The following is a 19,837-nucleotide window of genomic DNA, read 5'->3' as shown; positions in this document are numbered from 1 at the left end:
AGGATTACAAATGGGTAATTCGTTATATTTGGAATGCTATTCAGGCATTAGCGGTGATATGATGGTTGCGTCCTTGCTGGATTTGGGTGCGGATCAAAAGATTCTTTTAGAAGCGGTAAACAGTCTCCCTCTTCAAGGTTATCGTATAGAAATAAGCAGAGTTATGAAAGCAGGAATTGATGCTTGCGATTTTAATGTGATTTTAGACAAGGACCACGATAATCATGATCATGACATGGAATATCTGCATGGTAAAGACCATCAACAAAATCAAAATCAAAATAGTAATCAAAATAGTAACCATAATCAAAATAGTAACCATGACCATACTCATAACCATGACCAGATGTATGACCATCCCCATGAGCATAGAGGAATGCATGAAATCCGTGAAATAATTGAACAGGGTAAGTTAACAGAAGAGGCAAAAAAACTTGCATTGCGTATCTTTACAATATTGGCGGCGGCAGAATCCAAAGCCCACAATCGTCCTTTAGAGGAGGTACACTTTCATGAAGTAGGTGCCGTAGATTCTATAATTGATATTGTTGCCGCAGCTGTGTGTCTTGATAATTTACATATAAATGAGGTTATTGTTCCAAAGTTATATGAAGGACATGGAATGGTAAGGTGCCAGCATGGATTATTGCCGGTGCCTGTACCAGCGGTAGTTAATATCATACAGGCTCATAACTTGAATCTTCAGCTTATGGAGATGGAGGGTGAGTTTATCACACCAACAGGTGCTGCAATTGTAGCAGCTATAAAGACTTTGGATATACTGCCGAGTGAATTTCATATACGAAAGATTGGAATTGGTGCGGGAAAGCGTAAGTATGAGCGGCCAAGTATCTTAAGGGCGATGATAATCGAAAGTACTTTTAGGGATAGAATATAAAAGCTGTGATTTTCAATTGAATTATTACGCGTTTTGGAAAAAGGGGAAAGATACAGAGAATCTAAGAGAATTTGCTGATGTAATACAAACCTTACTTGAGGATAAGGATAAATTATAATTTCGGATAAGTTTAAGTTATGGAAGTGATTAGTAACTGAAATTGCTCTTTTATACCTAAAAGATATGATGAGATTACAAAAGACAAGGAGTAATTTTAATGGAATCAACATTAGAAAAAAAGCGGTTTTTTACAAACCGCGATTTATTTTCACTATTTTTACCGCTGACAATTGAGCAGGGGCTGGAATACACCGTTGGAATGGCAGCATCCATGATGGTAGCTCAGGTTGGCGAAGCCGCTGTATCAGGGGTTTCATTAGTTGACTTTGTTATGGCACTCATTATTAGTATCTTTGCAGCTCTGGCAACCGGAGGAGCTGTGATTGCAGGTCAGTATCTGGGACGGAAAGAAACAGATAATGCGAAAAAGGCAGCAAATCAGCTGGTAAAGGCATCGTTTGTGTTAGCTCTTATCATCACTGTATTACTTTATTTATGCAAGCCGCTCATTCTGCACAATCTGTTCGGCTCAATTACGAAAGAGGTGGAAGATGCAGCAAACCAGTATTTTATTATAGTAGCAATGTCTGTTCCGTTTCTTGCACTTTATAATGCGGGAGCGGCGATATTTCGAACGATGGGAAATGCAAAACTGCCAATGAAAATTATGCTGTTTATGAATGGTTTGAACATTGCTGGAAATGCGCTGCTTGTAACAGGATTTCATATGGGGGTTTTCGGGGTTGCAATTCCAACGCTGGTCTCAAGAGCCGGAGCAGCTTTGATTATTTTATTTTTAGCATATAGAAAAGACTTTGAGTTAAGAATTACCAATTTTGTAACCACTCGTTTCGATTTTTTTATGCTGAAAAAAATTTTAAATATCGGGGCACCCTTTGGTTTTGAAAATGGAATGTTCTATTTAGGAAGACTTGTGGTGTTAAGTATTGTTTCTGTCTTTGGAACGACATCTATTGCAGCAAACTCTGTTTCCGGAACCATTGTTATGTTTGAGGTTCTTCCGGGCATGGCAATGAATCTTGGCCTCTCTGTTATTATTTCAAGATGTATCGGTGCAGGTGATTACGAACAGGCAAAGTATTACAAAAAGAAGGTTCGAGTCCTGATGCATATGTGCTTTGTTATCAGCTCTGCTATAGTACTGGCCTGTATGCCGTTGATTTTAAAAGTATATCACTTATCAGCTGAGGCAAATACCATGACATGGACAATTGTTATCGCACATGCAGCTTTAATGATTTTGATATGGCCCTCCAGTTACATGCTTCCTATAGTATTCCGAGGGGCAGGAGATGCTAAGTTTCCTATGGCAGTAAGCATTGTTTCAATGATTTTTTGCAGAATTGCTCTTTCCTATGTCTTTGCAGAGGGATTACATATGGGTATGCTTGGTACATGGGCAGCCATGTTTGTTGACTGGATTGTAAAGGCTGTTATATATGAATGGCATTACAAAAGTGAGAAATGGATGAGCTTTCATGCTATTTAGTTTAAACATAGAACATTGGCCTTGTAATAGATATGAATTGACAGCAGCATAAGAAGTGAAGCATAATTGTATCAAGAAGTCAGGAAATCAAATAACATAATCAGCATTTTGAAAGTATCATGAGCAAACAATTGATATAATAGTTAATATTTATTATTATATCAAGAGAGGAGAAGTGATTTGTTCTGCTATATAAAACAATATATTTTGGAATATTTAGTAGAAGTATAGCCTTCATTTAAGACTGATGCAGTTATGTGAAGCTTATAGATGGACTATTACAAAGGAGAAAATATGCAAAAAAGAGTTCTTATAATAATTTTTATGATATGTATATTAGCAGCACCTGTCACAGTTGATGCTAAATCATACACATCAAAAGAGGAAGTATATCAGATTATCCGGAAAAATATATTAGCTCATAAAGAGAAGTTTAGTATTGAGATGAATATTGAGGTTATGAATGAAATCAAAAGAAATTCAGATTTACTGAATAAAGCCGCTGATATAGACAGTAAAAAAACCTCAAAAGATGGAGATTATTTGAGGTTTTCAGTAAGTGAGTGGGCGACTAACTGGCAATGGTACACTAATGGAAGAACAGCAGATTTGAATTTAACAGTTAAATACAGAAATACAGTAAGCCAGGAGAAAAAGCTTGATACAGAGATTAAAAGAGTCCTTAAGGCTCTAAAACTGGATGGGAAAAGCGATTATGCAAAGGTTAAGAAAGTCCATGATTATATAATAAAAAAAACTATCTATGACCAAACTTTAAAAAAGCATACGGCTTACGATGCTCTTATTGGCAAATCAGCAGTTTGTGACGGATATACGCTTGCTGCCTACCGGCTATTAACAGACGCAGGTGTTATGACCAGGGTAATAACAGGCTGGGCAGCTGGGAATTTACATTCGTGGAATATTGTTCAGGTAGGTGATAAGTGGTATAACCTTGATTTAACATGGGATGATCCGATTACAGATACAGGGGAACAGATTTTGACATATGACTATTTTCTAAAGAATAATAATGATTTTATTAATCACCGAAGAGATTCCATGTACCGAACAAATGCATTTAATATAAAATACCCTATTGCAATAGAAAGTTATGAGATGAGAAATTAAATACTAAATTCATATTACAAACTTTCTATGTGGGAAGTATAGCAGGCAAGAATAGCCGGACCATGACTATGGAGGATGCCATGAAAGCCGTACGATTAGTAAGTGCGAAGCATAGCATACCCTATCATATGTCTATGTAAAAGTTATTCGACCGTGAAATTGCAGGGCAGTTTCAGGTGGAGGGAAGCATGATACTTGCAGATGGTGAGGAATTAGTATTGAAATAAACAGTTGTATCAAAAAGGGAGAATTCACTCTTGAAAGACTTCATATTTTCAAACCCTGCAAAGATATGACAGAAACGGGAAAAATGGAAATGACGATACAGGAAGCAGCAAGTATTCTGGGAGTTATCAGACAGGACGATGTCAGGACAATCAAGCAGAAGTTCCGAAAAAAGATAGGACAATATCATCCGGATGCGGTAGGGTCGGATGAACCGGAGCATATCAAGAAAGCACAACTGATTAATGAGGCTTATTCCATACTTCGTGAAAATGCGATGCAAGGTAAGGAAATACCTGCAGCCACCCCTGTATGGAAAGCCAGGGTCGTGGAAAATGCCTTTACAGGGAGAACTATCTATATGATTTTATGGGAAGACCATAAAAAAGAATATATAGAAGTTACAAGAGGAAGATATGAATGGGATCCTGATTTAGAGGAATTTGATTGTCTGTTGAAAAGTCTGAATCAGGCAGTATTGGAATTACTGGAAAAAATAGAGCATCAGAATGGTATCTTTCAGGATTATGAATATGATTTAAAGACGCAGCGGTTTCCCTATCAGGTACAATTATTTCATGAGCTTGCAGGTCAGTATATCCTGCCGGTATCCTGTTTGAAAAAGCTTGCCAGTCCCATAAAAAGAGATGAAGAAAAAAGGCATATATACAAGGTTCAGGCATTTTTGGGAACCAAAGGGGACAGCAAGATATTCCGTGCTATGCTAAAGCTGAAAAACGGGGACCTATTGTATGCAGATTCTCTAAAGAACAACCGGATTATGGTTTCTGATGGGAAAGGAGTTTCGTTAGGACACCTTTCTCTTTCGGAAGATTCTCTATATTATGTGATCATTCCCATTCTTCAAAAGCATTTGGCGCAGGTGAAATTTGTAGTAAGTACCATGGAGGTAAAGCGAAACATCCGTCCATATGCCGTCAGGGTAAACATTGATTTATATCTTCGTATGGATAAAATCGAAGAGCCAGAGATTAATTCTGACCAAAATGTAGCTATAGAAGGTGTTTTAAACAGTTATGATTCTTATCTCAAAGAGATAAAATAGAAATAATAAATTATTGATTGCTTATTAATTGCCGGTAAATGTAAATTTAAAAGAAAATTGCAAAACAGTTATACAAACTTACTTGCAATGCTACAAAGCTTAGGTCAGAAAGAAAATCCTTATTGCCATGACCTAATGGAGCACAAGATTCTAGAGTCAGGGAAAATATTTCGAGTCTGTGAAAATTTATCTGTAAATATGATTTTATAGGGTCTTCTATGGTAAAATATTATATCATAGGAGGCCCTGAATAAGTATTAATTCATACGGATTTTTTACAGGCGGAATATCCGCCTGCTGTTGACATTTATATTAATATTCCTTTAAGAAATCATTTCTCCGTTCACATTTGCCTGTTCATATTCTTCAATAGGAATAATAATATATTTCTTACCTTCAATAATCTGTGATTTGATTTGATCCTTTTTTTCGGGTTTTACATGAAGAACGATATCATAGTTTTCCTTGATGCTGTCATCATTCGATATATTTTCATTCAGGTTATTACCATTTAGATTGTTATCATATCCGAAATCTGATACCTCTTCTGATTGGGTATCTATATTATTATAGGAAGGTAAAGTACCGGTACCTTTAGTTGCTTCTTCCAGTTTTCCTTGCAGTTCTTGGACTTTTTCTACCAACGCCTTTTCCACTTTTCGTTTTTCGTTTTCCGCTAAAACTTTTTTGTCAATTAAATGTTCAACTGCAGGCGGTTCCTCACTAAAATTTTCCGTATAGGCACTTTCAATTTTTGATATAAGATCTTCTGGCAAACCAGTTTCAACCAAAATCTCCTGAACGGTTTCATTGGTCAAAATAACCGGATTTTCCGAGGACTCCGAAGTCGCTGCTTGCTCTTCCGCCAGCTGGCCAAGACTTTCCTGAATATCACTAAAAATCCTGGTGCTCTTTTCCGAATCAGCTACCGAGTTTTTAATAATATTTTGGAAGATATTTTTCTTTTCGGTGGCAGTGGCTTTTACTGGGCAGCCTAATACCAGTTCCATTAATTCCTTGTGAGGTTCTACAGGATTTTTCTCGTAAAACATAAGCGAATGAATATCGGTGCTGCGATCTGTAAATGCCGGGAAGATAAAACCGTTCACAGGTGCTCCAACAACCCAGTCCCTTTTTCTTGGTCCGATTTTGTTTTCATCTTCCAAATATCCAAGTCCCGGATTGGTCAGTGCGACTGGACAGATTGCTGTAATCAGATATTCAAATACTTCTTCCGATTCATCTAATCGGCGGTTATCCGATGTTTTCGTCATGACATCATAAGCGTCATGAAAAACTAAAATCAGGTAATTCCCTGCAAAATCATAGCTGTCTATGATAAGCTGATAGAAGGGCTCTAACAGTTCCTCATTCTTTAATTTACTTTCTCTGAGTCCCATTAAAAACTGCTGTTTGCCACCCTGTTTTTCTTCTTCCAGGGGAAAGGCCAGTTCAAGTAGATTATTTCCAAGAGTTCCTGAAAGTGTTTTTTTTGCAATTTCTAGATATTTGTAAAATTCTTCTTCATCCAGATTTAAAAATGTTTCATTTAGTTTTAACACGATTTCTTTTTCAGAATTTACGTAACATCCACACATTTTAGTGAAAGTACAACCGGTTTTCTTTAACCGATTTTTTATTTCAAATATTTCTTTTTTATTCATAGCTAACCCTCCATAATTTATTGGCATTTTTAAGAAAAATAAAAGACCCAGTTCCTTTATTATAAAACATAAAAGAAAAAAAATGAATGAAAAAATTAATTATACTGTGAAAGCCAATAAACTAACAAGCTAACAGAACATAATATACTCGAAAAGGCACATGTATTGCGAATGGAGGGTCAGCTATCCAACTAATGGGTAGCCTCCTATTCGATTTTGTGTATTTTTAATAGCGCCTATATTAAATAAAATCTATGATAATTCACCAAAATTGAACAATAAATGACAAGATTGTCTAATTATTGAAATATTAAAAAACTATATAATGGAATTGGGATATTTATACAATGTGCCAATGTTATTCCTGATTATACTTGCAGGCACATACATCCCTCACAGGTTGGGAACCATCCAATGTTCCTGCATTGTGGGGATTAGCAAAATAAGATGAGGAGGATATAAATGCATGCTTTAAGAAAGAAATCATTTGGCAAAATTCTGGTACTGGTAATGGTGTTTACATTATTGTTCGGTTTTTTTACTACAATCCGGACAAGTGCAGCCGCTAGAGGGGCTTGGGCTCCGAATACTGCATATGCAGCAGGTGATACGGTAACATATAGCGGAAGTACTTATAGCTGTCTTCAGGCACATACTTCCCTGGTAGGCTGGGAACCATCCAATGTTCCTGCTTTATGGCAGTCAGGCGACAGCGGATCTACTCCTACACCTACACTACCACCGGCAACAAACGGAGTGACATTCTATGAAGATATAAACTATGGTGGAACAGCAATAACACTTGGAGCAGGCGATTATACACTGGCTCAGTTGAACGCAAATGGAATTCCTAATGATTGGATGACATCATTAAAGGTTCCAAACGGTTGGACTGTAGAAGTATATGAGCATGACAATTTCGGTGGAACAAAATGGACCTATACTTCAAGTTCTTCTTATGTCGGCGACACAGTCAATGACCAGATGTCATCCGTTAAGATTTATATCGGTTCAGCAGTAACCTTCACAAACCCTATTGTAGCACCCACAGCGGCCGACCCGTCTGTAGTTTTCAAGGACGGCTATTATTACTACTGTAAAACCATGAGTGGGGGAATAGGTGTTGCAAAGACCGAAAGACTGCAGGACATCGGCGGTGCTCCTTTGGCGAAGGTTTATAATGCTCCATCAGGAACTGCATACTCAAATGAAATATGGGCACCGGAGCTCCAGTACATCAATGGAAAATGGTATATATACTTTGCTGCAGATGACGGACAGAATATCAATCACCGTATGTATTGCCTGGAGAGCAATTCCCAGGACCCCCAGGGAGCCTATACCTTCAGAGGAAAGGTGACCTCCTCGGACGATAAATGGGCTATAGACGCTACTGTTCTGCAAAAGACAGATGGTTCTCTGTATTTTGTATGGTCAGGCTGTGAGAATGGTGCGGCGGCTCCGCAGAACCTCTATATAGCTCCCATGAGCAATCCTTATACCATAAGCGGTGCAAAGGTCATGATTTCTACTCCCACCTATGATTGGGAAAAGAACGGTTCGGCAATCAACGAGGGGCCTGAGGTGCTGATGAAGAACGACAAAATACATATTATCTATTCTGCAAGTGCCAGTTGGTTGAATGACTACTGCCTCGGAAGAATTACATGTTCAGATGGCAACGTTTTGAATCCTTCCTCATGGGTAAAAAACAGCACTGCTGTTTTCAGTCAGGCAGAAACTGCTTATGGAACAGGGCATAACACCTTTACCAAATCCCCTGACGGTACTGAGGACTGGATAGTATACCATGCCTTCCAAAATTCCGGAGGAGGATGGGGAAACAGGAGTGTAAGAGCCCAAAGGTTCACGTGGAGCGGAGACTATCCCGTATTTGGAACTCCGACGGCTTATGGTGCCATATTGGCAGAGCCTTCAGGAACTGTCAAGGTTGATTACTCCAGATTTGAAGCCATAAATATTTCCCTTAACTTCATACGGCACATCAATGGCCGAGGACATATAGACTCGAATGTCACCCCCTTTGATGACAGTAAGTTCAAGCTGGTTCCCGGGCTGGCTGATGCCAATGGAGTATCCCTGGAGTCTGTGAACTTCCCAGGCTGCTATCTGAGGCATAAAAATGGGGAGATTTGGCTGAATTCCAATGACAATTCGCAGCTGTTCAAGGATGATGCCACATGGTACATACGTCCGGGCTTGGCCATGTCTTCTGCTGTTAGCTTTGAGTCCAAGAATTATCCAGGAAGGTATATGCGCCATCGCGATGGATTATTGTATTGCGAATCAGTCACCGATTCCCAGGGCAGAAATGATGCCACCTTCTGGCAGAGGTAGGCATTTGAGATGACATATAGTTAACTGACAATGAAAAAGAACTGTTAATAAAAATTGCATAATATTAACCTGCCGCTTAGACCCCACCGGGTTTAAGTGGCATCTTTTTTGACTGTTCAAGGTATGTTGAGACAGTAGATGTCAAGGGTGGCGAAATAGAGAGGACGGAAAAGGCTTGAAATAAAGGGTTTCTATGGATTGGGATTTCCGCAGATTAATGAGAGCGGAGGTCCCGATACTGGAAAATGAGAATTTTGCCAAGCTTGAGTAGACGGTATAGAAACTTGAAAATATGTAGATGCTTGGAAAGAGAGAAAGAAGGAATGGTGGCAGGCGTTATGGAACATATCGGTTATTTCATTTGTCTAATCATAAACGAATAAAGAAAGGGGAATTTTTATGAATTTTGGTATCATATTGATTTTAATATCCATAACAGCGATTATAATAACTTTCATATTAAATCTATTGTTTAAGAAAATAAGATATGTGAAATATATACCGGCAATTGTATTATTTCCTTTTATGATATACAATTTTATTACCATGTACAGTGTAACAAACGAGAGCTTTGAGTCATTGGGCAGATTTGTAATGGGAATCTTATTGCTAGTTGCTTGCGCAAGTTCTCTTATTGCTTCAATCACTTTTGATATTGCTCATAGGAATATCGGTCGAAAGAAATAAAGTTATACATTTCCTCCGATTAATAATATAAGGGATTTTGCTTATTTTATTATCAAAATACAATGGAAGTGAAATATGATGATATTTGAAAAAATTAAACAAGAAATTATGGCTGACCCAATGAATGAATCCTATACAAAACTGGAAATTCCACCATTATTTAAAGCTTCTGTAGATGCTCGCATTGCCATAGTTGGACAGGCACCGGGACGTAAAGCAGAAGCAACGGGGTTGTTTTGGAATGATTTAAGTGGTGACCGTTTAAGAGAGTGGATGGGAGTATCTCGCGAGATATTTTATAGTACGAATCGCATCGCTCATTTGCCTATGGATTTCTATTATCCAGGAAAAGCAAAAACCGGTGATGCCCCACCTAGAAAAGGCTTTGCAGAAAAATGGCATCCACGTTTACTGGATGAGATGCCAAATATTGAAAGCATAATTCTAATCGGTAGCTATGCCCAGAAATATTATTTAAATGAAAGACGTGAGAAAAGTTTAACTGAAACAGTGAGAAATTTTCAAAAATATTTACCGGAATATTTTCCATTGGTTCATCCTTCTCCTTTAAATCTTGGCTGGTTGAAACAAAATCCATGGTTTGAAAAGGATGTTTTGCCTGTTCTAAAGGAAATTGTGGTAAAGAACTTATAAGGAATCATTATAACCTGTTGGAAGAAGTATTTCTTATCTATTCCTGAGAATCAACATGAAAACTATAGAAATCTTTGGAAAAATTATCAAACTTCATTAAGCGATGATAATTGGGATATGTTTTCTCAAAATGCTAAGATGGTGACAGTGGTTTGGTCAGATAATGGAGAGTTTCCTTCACTAGAAAAGCATGCATTAGATTTTAATGGTTATAACTTAGTTGTCTTTAATGAGATAAATAGTCAACTATCGGAGCAGTAATAGAAGCATCAGTTAAATTATTTTGAAAACCTCCTGATAAAAGTCAGGAGGTTTTATTTTGTGTATATATAATAATGGTGTCTAATGCCGCTTGTGACAGGTTGAGGCTGGATTCATTCCCTACCGTATATTGTCCGTTTTTGATATCGATTTCTTGTAATGACTATTATCTTTAAACAGCAGCGCAATAACAAGCCCTGCCAATACCAGGACCCCGCCGATTATATGGTGAACCGTGAACTCTTCATTCAGGACGATTACGGCAAATACAGCGGTAAGTATCGGTTGAAGCAATGTAAGTATTGAAACTGTGGACGAATCAATATAACCAAGGGCATAATTGATTGAAAAGTATCCCCCAACCTGTGTAATCAGGCCCAGGCATAATAAATAGGCCCAGGATGGCAGGGAGAAACCATATAACGTGCTTCCCGTAGCAATGCAGCAAATCAATAATGTAATGGTACACCCTAAGAAAGTGAAAAAGACGACTTGAATCGTGCTGTTTTTCTGCCTGACTTCTTTTACTGACAAAAGATACAGAGCAAGAAATATGCTTGCAATAATGGAAAATACAAAGCCGGTATCGATTTTCATATGTATGATATTATTGATACCAATGATTATAGCAACCCCAAGAATTGCAATAATATTGCCCGCCCAATGGAAGAGGTTCAACTTCTCGCTGAAAAGTATCATTGCCCCTATCCCGACCCATACCGAGGAAAGATTGACAATCAATGTGGGAAATGTCGTATTGGATACAATCACAGCCGTATTCCAGAATATCAGTTCAAATGCGAAAAACATGCCGCCCAGTAATGAAAGGCAGATTCCTTTCAAATTCATGTCCTTACTTTTTTGCCGGATATAGAAGGGTAATATGAACAGCGTAGCAAAAAATACCCTATAAAATGAAACAGATATGCCATTGACATGAGCCTTCTTTACAAAGAAGGCCGATATGGATATGCATGCGATTCCAAAGAATAGCAATATCCAAGGTAGCTTTTTTGATTTTCTTTCGTTCATACTTGCTCCCATTGCATACCGCAGACTTGTCTGTGGTACTGCTATAAATAATGGAGTGTGAAAGCGTTTTTCTTTCACACTTGCTCCCATTGCATACCGCAGACTTGTCTGCGGTACTGCCATAAATAATGGAGTGTGAAAGCTTATTCTTTCACACTTACCTGACTTTTTTCTATCAATTACTAATTTATGTCAAACTTGTTCTATTATAATGTATTTCAGAATCCTGGTCAATACAGTTGCAATATATAATTTAAAATAGAATACACATGAAGCCAGTTCATGCGGGTAGTGAAATAGACATGTGAAAGAAACATGGATAGTATTGCATATTGCGAACTATTGTGATATACTATTTTCAATAAGGTACTTTGGTACCTTATTGGAGCGATGGTGAGCGAATAAAATGCGACAATATCGTATTGCAAGATTAATGGCTGTACTGTTCCTGTATATCTTCTTTTAAGGGAAGCTTTATTTTTGCCTTGTAAAATTTACCTGAGCTCGAAAAATACAACAATGAGTAATCACTAGAACTGGAAAAGGAGGATATTGCAATGTCAATTGAATTCAGCCGTTGGCCAAATAACTACATGATGTCATACCAAGTCACCAAAGCCCTGGGTATGGCAAGTCTCGGTGCTACGGATGTCACCGAGATCTACGAAGCCTGCAAAAAAATCGACCCAAATGATAAGGATACATGGCATCGGGAATGGCTTATAACGGCTCAGGCCCTGGAAAAGCACGGAAAGGAGTCCGAAGCCATTGGAAACTGGTATACAGCACGAAACTGCTATATTCGCGCTTGCAATTACTACCGAATTGCGGAATATGCTGTGATGAGTGATGACACTGAGAAAATCCGTCTATTTAAGAAGGTAAATGAACTTTTCGAAGCTGCCGGAAAATACTTTGATATTCACCCGGAGAAGGTCCAAGTCGATTACGAGGATGTCAAGCTGGATGGGTACTTCTTCTCCCCCACCTGGATAAAAGGTCCGAAGCCGACTGTTTTCGCTCTCAACGGTGGTGATGAGTGGTCAATTGAGAACTATTTCTGGCTGGGCCCGGCTTTTATTTCGTGTGGATACAACTTTCTGGTCTATGACCAGCCTGGCACCGGTCTATCTATGTATGAAAAGGGAAAAGGGAGGCGAGCTGACAGCGAAGCTTTCCATTCAAGAGCAATCGACTTCCTTTTAACACGGCCGGAAGTCGATCCCGATAAGATCATTGTGCATGGTGAGAGCTTTGCGGCATACGACTCTCTGAGATTTGCTTCGTTCGACCACAGGATTGCCGCTGTCATCTCTGACGGGGGCACCCACGCATTCGACTGGGATGCAATGCTTAAATGGATGCCACCGAGTCTGGCCGCACATGGCATGAGAATTCTTGGGGCAGAAAGCTTGGATGACTTTGCGGGAAATCCGCGTTTTGCTTACAATCTCGAAGGTGTGCTCCACCAGATAGAATGCCCGCTTCTTGTGATCCACGGCGCGGAAGAGATATTGGTCCAGCCGAATCCGCTGACACAAGCCTTGAAGAATTACGAGCAGTCAGGTTCAAAAAACAAGACGTTCTTTCCAATAGAGGATAGGCGACTTGGCGGATTAGAACACTGTCAGGTTGACAACATCAATGTGCTGCACGAGGTGGCGCTGAACTGGCTCTGCTCGATCGGGCTTGGCCCGGCCGCACCTCGCCCAAGTGATCGCTAGGACACTGCTTAGTGAATTGCAAAAATCAATGTATTCATAGCAAACAATGTGCAGAAGAAGCATGACCGTCTGTTGGGGCGGTTATGCTTCTTCCTGGATGGGTTTGTTAGCGTGACCTCCGGCTTTGCTTTGGGGAGAGCCCAGAGTACATTGCCAAGGCCCAATCGCGCCTGCCAAGACTAGAAATCTTTGCTGGCTCTAAGGATGTGATTTGTATAAGTATTTACAAAATTGATTTCCGTGAAATCATATCCTTAAAAGTTGACAAAAAATTGCTATAATGATAGTATGTTTAGGAATTGAATACTATATAAAGTGAAACACCAAAGAAATAAAAATTTTGTGTTTTTAAAAGGGAATCAGGTGAGAAACCTGAACGATCCGGTCACTGTAAGATAGGAGTCCTTCTTTATTAATCCATTGTAGCAAAGCTATGAGAAGGAAAAGAGGATGTTGAAAATCAAGTCAGGAAACCTGCTTTATGTAGAAGAACGATGACGCTTCCGAGCAAAGCAACCATCTAGAAGACTAAAGGTAAAGAAAATTACTGAATAGTCTTTTTTGTGGTGCCTGTGTATACAGACACTTTTTTCTTTGTTTTAGGAAACGGTGTTGTTCATTCAATAATAAAACTAGGAGAAAAGATTTATCATGAAAAACAAGAGAAGAATTGCCACTTTATTATTGGCTGTCGTGCTTTTATTCACGCTGACAGGCTGTGGCTCAAAGGGAACGAATGAAGATACTGGCAGAAAAGATGCAGAAAAAATTATCGAAGATAATGTGGATAATACTGTAAAAGACCAAGCGGATTCAAGCAGTGAAGAAGGTGCAGCAAAGGAAAAAAGAACAGAGTATCCTGTGACGATAACTACATATGGAAGTGATGGAAAAGAATTAGTAACTACATATAAGAAGGCACCTGAAAAAGTACTGGCCGTGTATCAGGGAAGTATTGAGACCCTATTGGCATTAGGTCTTGAAAAACGCATAGTTGCAACGGCTGGATTAGATAATGAAGTACCGGATTCCTTAAAAGCCGCATTTTCAAAAACAAACTATTTGGATGAATTTACTCCTTCATTAGAAACAGTAACAATGCTGGAACCGGATATGATTTTATCATGGGGTTCCCTTTTCAAAGAAAAGACCTTGGGAGAGGCATCGACTTGGATTGAAAAAGGCACGAATACTTATATTAACAGTAATACAAGACCAGCTACCGGAGAGGTTTCTTATGACAGAACACTGGAAAATGAGTATAAGGATATTTTAAATCTGGGTGTGATTTTTGATGTACAGGATAAAGCGGAGTCCATTGTAAAGGATATGAAGGATACCGTTGAAGCGGTAAAAGAAGCAGCATCAAAACAGGAGAAAAAACCATCCGTGCTAATATTAGAGTCCTATGACTCTACTTTTACAAATTATGGGTCAAGCAGTTTAGGCGGTGATATGGTTACTGCTTTGGGTGGTAAATTAGCCAAAGAAGACGGCAGTGATTTAGGGAAAGAAGATATTATAGCTTTAAATCCGGATGTAATTTTTGTTGTATATATGCCTTATGAAGGAGACGATGCAGAAAAATTAAAACAGGAAAAATTAGATGTATTTCTTAAGGATGAGTCCCTGGCAAGTTTAAGTGCCGTACAAAATGGCAGATTGGTGCCAATTATGTTAAGTGAAATGTATGCAAGTACGACTCGAACGAAAGATGGTATTGTGACTTTGGCTCAGGGATTATATCCCAATATTGAAATAAAATAAGTATGAAAACAGGAAAAAAGACAGGAAACTTATTTTGGGGCCTATGTTATCTGGGATTGCTCATAGTGCTCATACTTTCGGTGCTAGCTGCAATTACCTTTGGAAATGCAGAAATTACAGTTAGTCAGGTCTATGGGGTTTTATTTTACAAATTATTTCATTTAGAGCAATACAAGGCATTCTCGTCAGGTGCAATTCATGATGTTGTATGGTTGATCCGTTTTCCCAGGGTACTACTTGCAATCGCCATTGGAATTGGACTATCTGTCTGTGGAGACGTTATGCAGGCAGTTGTAAAAAATCCTTTGGCTGATCCCTATGTATTAGGCATTTCCTCGGGAGCTTCTTTTGGAGCAACACTGGCGATTATGCTGGGAATAGGAAGTCTTTTTGGTAATGATTTTACAGGAGTTATGGCTTTTTTGGGCGCTCTTGGTTCTTCCTTCCTGGTTATAAGCTTATCTAACATCGGAGGAAAAGCAAAGACAGGAAAACTGATATTAGCGGGAATGGCAGTTGGCTCCATTTGTTCTGCCTTTTCCAATTTTGTGCTATATATTGCAAATGATCGAAATGCTACGGCAGAAGTTACCTTCTGGACCATGGGCAGTTTAGCAGGTGCCAAGTGGGGCATTGTCAAGGTGGTATTGCCAATTATGATTTTAGGAGCCTTATTTTTCTGGACACAATCCAGGAATCTCAATTTAATGCTATTAGGGGAAGATACGGCAATTACTTTGGGAACAGATCTAAGAACTGCAAGAATACTTTACCTTATATTGGTATCTGTTATGGTGGGTTTTGCCGTTTTTTCTTCTGGTATAATTGGATTTGTGGGATTAATTATCCCTCATGCAGTTCGTATGGTCACTGGAACTGATCATAAGAAATTAATACCAACCAGTGCACTGGTTGGGAGTATATTTCTGGTATGGGCAGATGTAGCAAGCCGGGTCATACTAAAACATTCCGAATTACCAATCGGTATACTGATTTCTTTAATAGGTGCGCCTTGCTTTGTAATACTTATGTTACGTAAGTCATATGGGTTTGGAGGGAAGAAAACATGAGTATAAAGGTAGAAGGCTTAACCTATTCCTATGGACATCAAAATGTATTGGATAGTGTGGAAATTCAGTTACAAAGGAAAAGCTTTACCGGAATAATCGGTCCAAATGGATGTGGGAAATCAACTTTACTAAAATGCATTTACCGTGTACTTAAACCTCAGATAGGGACCATATGGCTGGAAGATAAGCTTCTAAATAGTTATAGCGTAAAAGAATCATCAAAGTATATCTCAGTTATGGCACAGCACAATTCTTACCAGTTTGATTTTAAAGTAAAAGATATTGTAATGATGGGAAGAGCCCCTCACAAAAGATTGCTGGAAAGAGATACTTTAAAAGATTATCAAATTGTTGAAAAAGCGTTGGAGAGTGTAAATATGCTGGAATTTTCGGAAAGAGAATTTGCAACATTATCCGGCGGGGAACAACAAAGGGTACTCTTGGCAAGGGCATTAGCTCAAGACGCGAGGACACTCATACTTGATGAGCCAACCAATCATTTGGATATTACATATCAGCTGCAATTAATGAGAATCTTAAAAAAACAGGATATCACCATATTTGCAGCGATGCATGATTTAAATATTGCCGCCATGTACTGTGATTACCTATATATAATGAAAGCAGGAAGAGTAATCGCACAGGGTGAAACACAAAAGATATTAACCCCAGAGAGAATTTTTGAAGTCTATCAGGTTGAATCCCAAATAGTACAGGATAGGAATGGGAAACTTCATATATTATTTACAGGAGACCAGCTAAAATAAGTCAGGCTAAAAGGAGACGTAGGATTAATCGTTCTGAATTAATCACACAAGAAAAAATGGGAATGAAAATAGGTATATTACATTGCTTAGAGGCTACTAAAGTATGTGCCGGATGTGGATGTCTAGATGCTTTTAATCTAAAGAAAGGAAGTTTTACAGAATATGCAAAGGACGATGTACTTGCAGCATATTTTACCTGTAATGGATGTAAAAAGCAAAATTGTGCTTCTCCGAAAGAAGATAAGGGCATGATCGAAAAAGTAAAAAGGTTGCAATCAGAAGGGATAGATGTGGTTCATGTTGGTGTCTGCTGTGAAAATGCAGATGGAGGCTTTTGTGAAAGAATAGAAGAAATTGTTGAAATGATAGAGCTAAAAGGGATTCAGATAAAAAACAGGACTCACGTGTAAAAAATAATTCTATGTTTATTAATTAAGTTAAGAAATACAAAATCAATATTATGTGATAAATCATATTAAAATATAAACTAAATTTAAATTATCATAACGGTTTGAATGCAACCTATACTTTCAGGGACACTCGTAATGAAACAATTAAATATGCGGTAGTAGTAATATCCACAGCCCCCATCCTATGTATATATCTTTTAGCAAAAGTACTTTGTAAAAGGTGTTATGAATATGCCGTAAAGTGGTAAATGAATGCGGAAAGTGTCAGAATGGGTCATATACTTCAAAGAAGTATATGACCCATTGCCGCTGAGTTTACATAGGGTTCTCCATTATGCCCATAATCTCCATAGTGCCATTATGAGAAGCAGAGCAACTAAAAAGGTATCAGTCACTATGCCTTGCCCCTTTAAGAGCCTATCTTCCATACTTTGGGCATCATAGTAAAATTGCTATATCTCAAAAAGAATAAGGTGAATTCTCGTTTATCAAACTCTCCGTTCTTTAGTATGATTTCTTGTTTCTGTTTTCCAAGTTTTACTATGTATCCTGTTGGAATATATCCGTTATTTGTATAGAATTTTTTACGTTTTAATCTTTCTTCCATGTTTTCTGTATCTTCATCGCATCTTTCAATGGTGATAATAATTTTATTATCTGGATATAACGATTGGATTTTATCTAAAATATGACTGCCGTATCCCTTTGACCTTAAGTTTTCATCAACTGCTAAGAACATTACAAAGGTTATTTTTTTAATTGTAGCCATGTAAACAAAGCCACATACCGTATCTTCATCCTGGAACGAAATAAAACGGGTACTTTTCAAGTACGCCATTATAAGCATCAATATAAAGGGCATTCGATCTTCCTTGTGAAAAGAAGAATTATAGATTTCTTTTACTATTTGTTTGTTTTTATTTGCTAACGTAACATTTTCCATCCTTAATTTCATTTTCCCACTCCTTTCTATATGAATAATACGCACTTAATCTATAATTGCTATTATACAGTATTTTCCACAACTTCACAATTTTCGTTTGCACTTCGGGCCAACTTCGATGTGTTGACAAAGCCTATTATTGAGCCCCATGATGTGATAAAATAAGGGGCCTGGTGATTCTGAAAAAAACACATTTCTTTCTTTTCACGATGCTATCCAAATGAGTGGTTTGTTGCTCTTTTTATACTATATCAAAACTCGTTCCTTATATTTCAATTATCAAACTTCATCAGTTCATGATGCAGTAATTCGGATATGGATTTGTGCGACGTTTTTATGTCATCTCTCAACCATGTCTCCAAAACACCAAGGACACCCGAAACAATAAAGACAGCTTCCACCGTATCTGTTTCCGTTACGGCATCTCCATTATCTGAAAGCAATTTTCTAATAAAAAACTGCCTTAGCTTTTCCAGTATCCTGCTTCCGTTCTCTGTACGGGAAAGCAAAAGAAAAGTCTCTCGATTAGATTCCAGATATTCAGTTATCGTATCCGTGAGTTTTAACATATTCATGGAATTATCAAAGGGAAAAGAAGCATCATATAATTTTTCAAGATTACTTATTAATTCATTTTCAAGATGCTCCATTAAGTCGTAAACATCTTTATAATGCAAATAAAATGTACCGCGTCCTAAATCAGCACGATTTGATATTTCGACGATACTAATCCGGTTAATACTTTTGTGCTTTAATAGTTCTAAAAATGCTTCGCGAATAGCTCGTTTTGTTTTTACAGATCGTCTGTCATCCATAATATCATCCTTTCCGTGTACACTTTAATAATAAGTGTTCATATATGAACACTATCACTGTGATTGCCGATTGAAGCCAAGGTTATCAGTAAGTATAATTTACATGTGTTCAATAGTCAATAAGTGTATAGGGAGGTTTTTAAATGGTTATTTATAGAGAAGCAGAAAAAGAAGATCTTGCAGAGGTTGCAGTATTACTGGCTGAGTCCTTTCACGATTATGCTTTTTTTGAAATGTACAGTCCCAGCAGAAAAGAGAGACAAAATCAGTTTATGTACGCAATTCAAGAGGTAAGTACCAAAGCATTTTTTAAAAAACATATTACGCTGATAGGTATTCAGGATAATAAAATTGTATCTGTAGCACAATTGAAAACTCCGGATATACCGGATATTAGCTTGATTGATTATGTTTTATCAGGCGGTATAAAATTATTGTTTGCCGGTGGTCTTTTCAATACCTTTGGATTACTAGAAATGTTAGATAAGGCAAGTTCCATATGTCATAATCTACCCGGACGCATATGGTATTTGAATTCACTTGCGGTGTCAAAATCCTGTCAGGGACAGGGTTTGGGGAGCAAAATAATTACAGATTGTATTATACCCTATATACAAAAAAGAGACGGTGGGCTGCTTACACTTATTACCAATTCAGAACAGAACCGGTTATTCTACAAAAAGAATGGCTTTGAAGAATTTCATGAAATGATACTTCGCAGAAAGGGAAAAGAGCTTGGCAATTGGAGTTATCGTATGGAAATTGGTTATCATATGTAAAATATTCTAAATTTAT

General features: G+C 37.9%; 16 protein-coding genes, 1 pseudogene and 1 riboswitch. Of the genes and pseudogenes, 13 read left to right on the top strand and 4 right to left on the bottom strand.

All coding sequences use genetic code 11. From position 1 onward, the window contains the following. Positions 1-10: 10 nt before the first annotated feature. The 4 genes and pseudogenes from larC to BUB77_RS17620 form a co-directional block, all read left to right on the top strand. Positions 11-880 (top strand): annotated as a pseudogene (larC, locus tag BUB77_RS17635) (nickel pincer cofactor biosynthesis protein LarC); the annotation flags it as partial. A gap of 235 nt (positions 881-1,115) precedes the next feature. After that, on the top strand, positions 1,116-2,468 hold the full coding sequence (locus tag BUB77_RS17630; RefSeq protein ID WP_073278163.1) for an MATE family efflux transporter: 1,353 nt from the start codon (positions 1,116-1,118) through the stop codon (positions 2,466-2,468). Positions 2,469-2,762: 294 nt separating this feature from the next. After that, positions 2,763-3,599, top strand: a complete 837-nt coding sequence (locus tag BUB77_RS17625; protein WP_073278162.1) for a transglutaminase domain-containing protein — start codon at positions 2,763-2,765, stop codon at positions 3,597-3,599. Between the two features lie 316 nt (positions 3,600-3,915). Further along, positions 3,916-4,890, top strand: coding sequence for a J domain-containing protein (locus BUB77_RS17620; protein WP_170866683.1), 975 nt, complete (start codon positions 3,916-3,918; stop codon positions 4,888-4,890). Between the two features lie 323 nt (positions 4,891-5,213). On the opposite strand, the gene BUB77_RS17615 is transcribed toward BUB77_RS17620, so the two are convergent. Beyond that, entirely contained in the window at positions 5,214-6,554 is a 1,341-nt protein-coding gene (locus BUB77_RS17615; RefSeq protein WP_073278160.1) for a DUF4317 domain-containing protein, read from the bottom strand. A gap of 374 nt (positions 6,555-6,928) precedes the next feature. On the opposite strand from BUB77_RS17615, the gene BUB77_RS31020 reads away from it, so the two are divergent. The 3 genes from BUB77_RS31020 (at position 6,929) to BUB77_RS17590 (ending at position 10,253) form a co-directional block, all read left to right on the top strand. Beyond that, complete coding sequence (locus tag BUB77_RS31020; RefSeq protein WP_408606409.1) at positions 6,929-7,000, top strand: carbohydrate-binding protein; 72 nt, start codon at positions 6,929-6,931, stop codon at positions 6,998-7,000. Positions 7,001-7,016: 16 nt separating this feature from the next. Then, positions 7,017-8,912: a family 43 glycosylhydrolase gene (locus BUB77_RS29185; protein ID WP_084124390.1), complete on the top strand. Its 1,896-nt coding sequence runs from the start codon at positions 7,017-7,019 to the stop codon at positions 8,910-8,912. Between the two features lie 762 nt (positions 8,913-9,674). Further along, positions 9,675-10,253 (top strand): uracil-DNA glycosylase family protein, encoded by a 579-nt coding sequence (locus BUB77_RS17590; RefSeq protein WP_073278158.1) that lies wholly within the window; start codon positions 9,675-9,677, stop codon positions 10,251-10,253. Between the two features lie 381 nt (positions 10,254-10,634). Here BUB77_RS17590 and BUB77_RS17585 read toward each other — a convergent pair whose 3' ends face one another. Continuing rightward, on the bottom strand, positions 10,635-11,624 hold the full coding sequence (locus tag BUB77_RS17585) for a DMT family transporter (RefSeq protein WP_170866682.1): 990 nt from the start codon (positions 11,622-11,624) through the stop codon (positions 10,635-10,637). A 479-nt stretch (positions 11,625-12,103) separates the two neighbouring features. Here BUB77_RS17585 and BUB77_RS17580 point away from each other — a divergent pair, with 479 nt between their 5' ends. The 5 genes from BUB77_RS17580 (at position 12,104) to BUB77_RS17560 (ending at position 17,284) form a co-directional block, all read left to right on the top strand. Continuing rightward, positions 12,104-13,270: an alpha/beta hydrolase gene (locus BUB77_RS17580; protein ID WP_073278156.1), complete on the top strand. Its 1,167-nt coding sequence runs from the start codon at positions 12,104-12,106 to the stop codon at positions 13,268-13,270. Between the two features lie 296 nt (positions 13,271-13,566). Continuing rightward, a riboswitch (cobalamin riboswitch) is annotated at positions 13,567-13,766 on the top strand. A 155-nt stretch (positions 13,767-13,921) separates the two neighbouring features. Next, positions 13,922-15,037: an ABC transporter substrate-binding protein gene (locus tag BUB77_RS17575; protein ID WP_073278155.1), complete on the top strand. Its 1,116-nt coding sequence runs from the start codon at positions 13,922-13,924 to the stop codon at positions 15,035-15,037. A 2-nt stretch (positions 15,038-15,039) separates the two neighbouring features. Next, a complete protein-coding gene (locus BUB77_RS17570; RefSeq protein WP_073278154.1) occupies positions 15,040-16,107 on the top strand; it encodes a FecCD family ABC transporter permease in 1,068 nt (355 codons plus the stop codon). Beyond that, entirely contained in the window at positions 16,104-16,874 is a 771-nt protein-coding gene (locus BUB77_RS17565) for an ABC transporter ATP-binding protein (protein ID WP_073278153.1), read from the top strand. The genes BUB77_RS17570 and BUB77_RS17565 overlap by 4 nt, the downstream gene beginning before the upstream one ends. A 62-nt stretch (positions 16,875-16,936) precedes the next feature. Beyond that, positions 16,937-17,284, top strand: a complete 348-nt coding sequence (locus BUB77_RS17560) for a CGGC domain-containing protein (RefSeq protein ID WP_073278152.1) — start codon at positions 16,937-16,939, stop codon at positions 17,282-17,284. Positions 17,285-17,693: 409 nt separating this feature from the next. Here the strand turns inward: BUB77_RS17560 and BUB77_RS17555 are convergent, their stop codons facing one another. Beyond that, complete coding sequence (locus BUB77_RS17555; protein WP_073278151.1) at positions 17,694-18,239, bottom strand: GNAT family N-acetyltransferase; 546 nt, start codon at positions 18,237-18,239, stop codon at positions 17,694-17,696. Between the two features lie 260 nt (positions 18,240-18,499). Further along, on the bottom strand, positions 18,500-19,042 hold the full coding sequence (locus BUB77_RS17550; protein ID WP_073278150.1) for a TetR/AcrR family transcriptional regulator: 543 nt from the start codon (positions 19,040-19,042) through the stop codon (positions 18,500-18,502). 143 nt (positions 19,043-19,185) lie between these two features. Here BUB77_RS17550 and BUB77_RS17545 point away from each other — a divergent pair, with 143 nt between their 5' ends. Further along, entirely contained in the window at positions 19,186-19,821 is a 636-nt protein-coding gene (locus tag BUB77_RS17545) for a GNAT family N-acetyltransferase (RefSeq protein ID WP_073278149.1), read from the top strand. The last annotated feature ends 16 nt before the right edge of the window (positions 19,822-19,837 follow it).

Origin of the sequence: Anaerocolumna jejuensis DSM 15929, from assembly GCF_900142215.1 — a bacterium.
GTDB classification, from domain to species: domain Bacteria; phylum Bacillota; class Clostridia; order Lachnospirales; family Lachnospiraceae; genus Anaerocolumna; species Anaerocolumna jejuensis.
The sequence above is the reverse complement of the archived record's forward strand: the minus strand, read 5'-3'. Positions and strand labels throughout refer to the sequence as shown.